The 6,952-nt window shown below is 64.1% G+C and carries 2 protein-coding genes; both read left to right on the top strand.

Going from position 1 to position 6,952, the window contains the following annotated elements; translation table 11 throughout:
- The first annotated feature begins 7 nt into the window (after nt 1-7).
- Nucleotides 8-5,698, top strand: a complete 5,691-nt coding sequence (locus tag ACTHNR_RS23240; RefSeq protein ID WP_440550615.1) for an amino acid adenylation domain-containing protein — start codon at nt 8-10, stop codon at nt 5,696-5,698.
- A 52-nt stretch (nt 5,699-5,750) separates the two neighbouring features.
- Complete coding sequence (locus ACTHNR_RS23235) at nt 5,751-6,950, top strand: cupin-like domain-containing protein (RefSeq protein WP_440550609.1); 1,200 nt, start codon at nt 5,751-5,753, stop codon at nt 6,948-6,950.
- Nucleotides 6,951-6,952 lie beyond the last annotated feature (2 nt).

The following is a 6,952-nucleotide window of genomic DNA, read 5'->3' as shown; positions in this document are numbered from 1 at the left end:
CGCCGGGGTGCAGCGGGGCGAACGCATCGGCGTGCTGCTCGATCGATCTGCCGCGCTCATCGTCGCGGAACTGGCGATTCTGAAGTGCGGTGCGACGTACGTGCCGCTCGATTCGAACGCCCCGGCGCAACGTCAGGCTTACATGCTCGAAGACAGCGGCGCGTTGCGGATCGTGACCACCGCACAATGCGTGTCGCCCCCTGATCTGGCAGTCGAGCGCTTCGACATCGACATCGACATCGACATGCCGTCGAGCGATAAAACGGGCTTGATCGCGGCGGATAAGCGTCTGGGCGGCCCGCCGACGAATGGCGATCCGGGCGTGCCCGCTTATGTGATGTATACGTCGGGGTCGACGGGACAACCCAAGGGCGTGGTCGTTCGGCACCGTGGAATCAATCGGCTGGCGCTGAACAACGGATATGCCGATTTCGCCCCGGGCGATCGAATCGCATTCACGTCGAACCCGGCGTTCGACGCCAGCACGATGGAAGTGTGGGGCGCGTTGCTCAACGGCGCCTGTGTCGTGGTCATTCCGCAAGATATCCTGCTGTCGGGCGCCGACCTCGCTTCGATGCTGCAGGCGGAGCGCGTCAACGTCCTGCATCTGGTGACAGGCTTGCTCAGCGCCTACGCCGATGCGCTCGCCCCGGTATTCGGCGGCTTGCGCTATCTGCTGACGGGCGGTGATGCGGCCGACATTCAAGCCATTCGGCGCATCGTTCGCCGCAGCGCGCCGCGGCATTTCATTCATTGCTACGGCCCGACGGAATCGACGACGTTCTCGACCACCTACGCGCTCGACGCATGGGACGTGGACGATCCGGTGCTACCGATCGGACGGCCGATTTCGAACACGCGCGTCTATCTGCTCGATGCGGCGGGACAGCCGGCGCCCTTGGGCGTACCCGGGGAAATCCACGTGGGCGGAGAGGGCGTTGCGGCAGGGTACCTCAATCTGGACGCCCTGACTTCCGAACGATTCGTGCCGGATCCATTTTCCGATGCGCTGGACGCGCGCATGTATCGCACCGGTGACTTGGGACGGTATCGGCCCGACGGCAACATCGAATTTCTCGGCCGAAACGACGCGCAAGTGAAGATTCGCGGGTTCCGTGTCGAACCGGGGGAAATCGAGGCGAAGCTTGCCGAGTACGGTCTAACCGATGCCGTGGTGCTCGCGCGCAATGATGCCGCGGGGGACAAACGGCTGATTGCCTATTACACGGGCCAGCCGCACGACGCCGATACGCTGCGGGCTCGACTGCGCGGCGCGCTCCCGGAATACATGGTGCCATCGGCTTTCGTCGCGCTCGAGCGCATGCCGCTCACGCCGAACGGTAAGCTCGATCGCCGGGCGCTGCCGGCTCCGGATCCTGCGGAATTTGCTCATGCGACTTATGCGGAGCCGCTCGGCGAAGTCGAGCAGTTGCTCGCGCGGATCTGGGCGGAATTGCTGCGGGTACCGCGTGTCGGCCGACACGACAACTTCTTTGCGCTGGGTGGACACTCTCTGCTGGCCGTCCGCGCGATTGGCCGGCTACGTCAAACGTTCGGCGATTCGGCCACGCTGCGCGCGTTGTTCGAATCCAAGGATTTGGCCGCGCTTGCGGAACGCTTATCGGCGCGCGAAGCGGTCCCGGCTAGGGAAGAATCCCAGCTCGCCGCGATCTCCCCGATAAATAGAGCCAACGGGTTGCCGCTTTCCTATGTGCAGGAGCGGTTGTGGCTCATTGCGCAGCGTGATGGCGGGCGCGCCTATAACATGCACGGGGCGTTGCGCGTTGACGGTCCGTTGTCGCTGACCGCGCTGCAAGCGGCGTTCGACTCGCTCGTCGCGCGCCACGAACCATTGCGGACGCGCTTCGATATCGCGGCGGGCGACGATGTTCCGTCGCAGTTCGTCGACGCCTGCGCCATGGCCGATTTCGCGGTCATCGAGGTCGGTCCCGGTGAACTGGAGGCCGCACTGAACCGGGTGTCGGACATCGTGTTCGACTTGGCGCGCGGGCCGCTGCTGCGCGTACGGGTGTTGCGCATGGCGCCGGCACAGCACGTCATAGCGCTCGTCATGCATCACATCGTGTCCGATGGGTGGTCGATGAGCGTGCTGCTGGCCGACTTGCGCGCGCTATACCTGGCGCATGCGAACGGAATCAGCGCGGCATCGGCGCTGCCTGCGCTCACGCTGCAGTATGCCGATCACGCCGCTTGGCAGCGGCGGCGCAACTTGGACAGGGAAATCGCACACTGGAAACGTGTGTTGACGGGATACAGCGAACCGATCGATCTCGGAACTTACGAGGCGCCCGTCGGCGCCGGGCATGGTGCGCTCGGCATCGTGCGGCGCACCGTGCCGCCCGCACTCGGCAGGATGATCGGCGACCTCAGCCGTTCACGCGGCGCGAGCCTCTTTTCCGTGTTCCTTGCCGGTCTGGCGATTCTATGCCGACGTCAAACCGGCCGCGACGATCTGTGCATCGGCACGACCACGGCCGGGCGCGACGACCCGAGGCTAGAGCCGTTGATCGGATTTTTCGTCAATATTCTTCCGCTTCGTCTCGATATCTCGGGCGATCCAACAGCCGCGGCGTCGATCGATCATGCGCGAGATGTCGTACTGGGCGCGCTCGAGCATCAAGCACTGCCGTTCGAGCGGATGCTCGCGCTCGTGCCTGAACTGCGGCAGACCGACGGCCGGTCGCCGGTGCCCGTCATGCTGCGTCATCAGAACGTGCCGCCCGTCGACATGGGCCCGTGGGACGACACGCTGACGGTCGAGCCGATGCCCGAGGGTATCGAGCGCGTCGCACAGTCGGCACTCGACCTGGAAATATTCGGGGACGACACTGATCTGGAGGTCGTGGCCAACTTCGATCGTTCGATGTTTGCCCGCGGTCAGATCGAGCTGATGCTCGACGTATGGTTCGAGATCCTCGAACGGATGGCACAGACGCCAGACGCACCGATCTCGGCGTTGAGCGCCATGACGAAAGCGGAAGATGCGTTCATCGAACGAACTCGAGGCCCACGCCGTTCATTCGAGGAAACGAGTATCGCAGAACGCTTCGCACGGCAAGTGGCGCTTCGGCCGGACGCCTTGGCGTGCGTCTTCGAACAGCGCCGCGTCAGCTATGCCGAGCTTGACAGCCGCGCGAACGGCATCGCTCAAGTGCTGCACCGTCGCGGTATCGAGGCAGGCATGCGCGTCGCCATCCACTATCCACGCACCATCGAGTGCCTGGCGACCGTGCTCGCCTGCTTCAAACTGAACTGCCCCTACGTACCTGTCGACCCTTCCTATCCGGCGAGCTACGTCATCCGCACGCTGCGCGACGCGCAGCCGGCGATCGTGGTCACGACGCCCGAGCTGGCCGGCGCGCCTCATATGAAGGATGAGCACGTCGTGCTGCTCGACGTGGAACTGCCCGGCGCACCCGGGCCGCATGCGCCGCCGTTCGCCCCGAAGAGGGCGCGCCCCGACGACATTGCCTATATCGCGTACACGTCCGGCTCGACGGGCGAACCCAAAGGGGTGGTCGTCGAACATCGGCAGTTGGTCAACGGCTTGCAAGCGCTCTGGGAGCGCACGCCGTTCGATTACAACGAAGTGGTTGGGCAGAAGACGTCGATGTCGTTCGTGCCGTCGATCAAGGAAATGTTGTCGGGGTTGCTCGTCGGCGTCCCTCAAGTCATCTTCGCGGACCCTGTGGTCAAGGACGCAAGCGCCTTCGCAAGCGCGGTGCGTGCCCATGGGATCACGCGCCTGAATCTCGTGCCGTCCCATTTGGCCGTGTTGCTCGACTTCGCCGATCAACTCACGAGCTTGCGCCACGTGACCACGGCCGGCGAGCCGTTGAGTCGCCCGTTGCGCGAACGCTTCGCGGCAGTTTTGCCAAACGCTCACCTGCACAACAACTACGGCTGCACCGAACTCAACGACATCGGCTACGCGTCGGGTGACGACTTGGCCGGCGAAACCGCGATCGTTCCCTCGGGTCGTCCCATCGCCAACTGCAGCGTCCATTTGCTCGATGACGCATTACGACCCGTTCCCGTCGGAGCCGTCGGCAAGATTTTCGTCGAAGGCCCGAGCGTTGGGCCAGGGTACTGGAATAGGCCGGATTTGACCGCCGAACGCTTCGTCCGACACCCGAATGGTGCGCGCATGCTGAGGACGGGCGACCTTGGTCGATGGCTCCCCGACGGCCGGTTGCTTCACCTGGGGCGTGAGGACTTCCAAATCAAGGTGCGAGGCCAGCGGGTCGAACTGCCGGCTGTCGAACAAGCGCTGACTGCGCACCCCGATGTCGCGACCGGCGCCGCCGTGGGGCGCGCGCACGACGAATCCACGCAATTGATCGCCTTTTACGTCCCGCGGCAGGGGGCGCGCTTGGGCGCCAACAACTTGCATGCGTGGTTGGAGGCACGCTTGCCGGCCCATATGGTGCCGAGCCGGTTCATCGCCCTCGATGCATTGCCGCGTTTGCCCAATGGAAAGTTGGACCGCCTCGCGCTGGCGGCGACCGGTATCGACAATGTGCAATCGCCCCTCGATAGGACTGCCGACGATGCGCCGCAAGGCGAATTAGAGGAAACGATCGCGCGTATCTGGTGCGAAGCGCTCGGCATCGATCGTTTGGGGCGGCACGACAACTTCTTCGCGCTAGGCGGGGATTCTCTGTCGGCGGCGAGGGTCGCGGCACGCCTGAGCAACGCGTTGCAGGCAAGATTGACCGTGCGGAGCATCTTCGACACACGCAGCGTCCATGCCCTCGCGGCCCACCTCGAAGCCGAACAGGCAAGGGCGAACGCCGGCGCGCCGAGCGGCAACGAAGGCGGCGCATCGGATTCGGAATTCGTCGCGTTCAACACTTCCGGTACGCAAAGCCCCTTGTTCCTCACGCATACACTGCAGGGGTATTCCTGGTACTTCGGCCACCTTGCGGCGCACATCGACGCAGACATTCCCGTCTATGGCTTGCCGCCGACCCGGCTCGGCGTCGCAGCGCCGCGTACGCTCGAGGCGATCGCCGCTCGTTTCGTCGCGATGATGAAGAAGATCCAGCCGACGGGGCGCTACCGCGTTGCCGGTTGGTCTTTCGGCGGGTTGATCGCCTATGAGATCGCGACGCAACTGATCCGTCACGGCGATGAGGTGGAGTTTCTCGGGCTGTTCGATACGACGCTGCCAGCTCGCCCGACGCAGGTCGACGCGCACCGGGCCGCCGTGCTGGCGCTGTATTCGTTCGCGCTCAACAACTTTACCGAGTTCGACCCGGGGTCGATCGATTTCGAGGGGGCCGCACGTGTCGATGCATTGATCGAAGCCATGGTGGAATCGATCGAAGCCAGACGCACGGCGCGCGTCCCGCTATGGCATCTCGCTTACGAGACAGCCGACGAAAACCGCGCGTTCCTGCACCGGCTCGTGGCGCATGGCGTCGCGATGAACGCATGGACCCCCACGCCGATCGACGTGAGGGCGCATGTCTTCGCGGCCCGCGATACGTCGATCACACCGCTGGAAGGACATGCGGCGCTGCCCGACCGATTAGGGTGGACGGCCGTGCTCGATCCTTCGAACATCGACGAGATCAGCGTGCCCGGCAATCACGAGACCATCGTCAAATTCCATGCCGATGTGTTGGGCCGATGCATCGGCGAGGCGCTGACGGCCGGGAGCATCGTTCAATGATCGGATCGCCGGCAACGACAACGACAACGACGTCGCAAGAGGACTACGCACGATGATTGCGAAAGTGACTAGCCACGAGTTTTCGCGCAGCTTTTTCGCCGAGGGACGGCCTGCCGTCATCACCGACGCCCTGGACGAGTGGCGTATCGGCGAGCGCTGGATGCCCGAACATCTCGTCGATGCGGCGAAGCATCGACGCATTACGACGAGCCGTTCCGGCGACGGCCGCTACCGTTTCGACCCGTCGCGCGAGGGGGCGAGTTCGAATGCCTTCGAGACGAGCGAAACGACGTTCGGCGAAGCCGTACGGCATCTGCTCGACCCCGACGCCGGCGATCATCTGTACGTGATGCAGCAATCGATACCGGAAAAGCTTCCCGAGCTGCTCGATCACGTCGTGCTGCCGCGTTGGATCGGCGACGAACGCCCTGCAATCAATTTGTGGTTCGGCCGCGGCACCACGACTCAATTGCATTTCGACTATTCGAACAACTTCTTCGCCCAGCTCCATGGCGCGAAGACGTTCACGATATTCGCGCCCAACGACAGCGAGCGGCTTTATCCGTACGATCATGATTCGGCGACCGCCCATTTGTCGCATGTCGAACTCGATCAGCCTAACCTCGCCCATCATCCGGATTTTTCAAGCGCGTCTCCGATCCGTTTTACGCTGCAGCCCGGCGACTTGCTGTTCCTGCCGGCATTTTGGTGGCATCACGTTCGAAGCCCCGAGGTGTCGATATCGGTCAACTTCTGGTGGGCGCCCGAATTGAAGCAGATCCTCGACGCGCCGAATTCGACGCGCGCGCTGCCGAATTTTTATGCCATCGACCGGTTGATGTCCTTTCAGCAGGCGTTTCTCGCGCCTGCGGGGCTGGATTTCCTGACGGCGGCAGCGATGTTCCTTCGCCACGGCCGGACATGGGCCGCTTGTCTGCTGACGCTGGCGGCGTTCGACGAATGGGCCGCTACGCCAGACGGCGACGGCGGCGCCGCGCCGGCGCAGCGGCCCGGATGCAGGCTGAATGCGCTTCCCGACGCTTTACTCGGTTTGGCCGATCTCGCATTGGCGGAACGCGGTGAGGCGGTCGGTCATCGCGACCTCGTCGCGCTCGCCGTCTCGCTGGCCGAGATCGTCGCCCGACACTACGGCGACGCGCGGGTGGACGGCGACCACGTGCTGACCTTGATGCGGGGCGTCGAAAGGCTTCGAGCAAAACCCGCGAGGACGACCGAAGATTCGCTCTCCTGACC

The sequence above is a fragment of the Trinickia sp. genome (assembly GCF_051954495.1).
GTDB lineage: Bacteria > Pseudomonadota > Gammaproteobacteria > Burkholderiales > Burkholderiaceae > Trinickia.
This window is presented reverse-complemented; position numbering and strand designations above follow the sequence as displayed.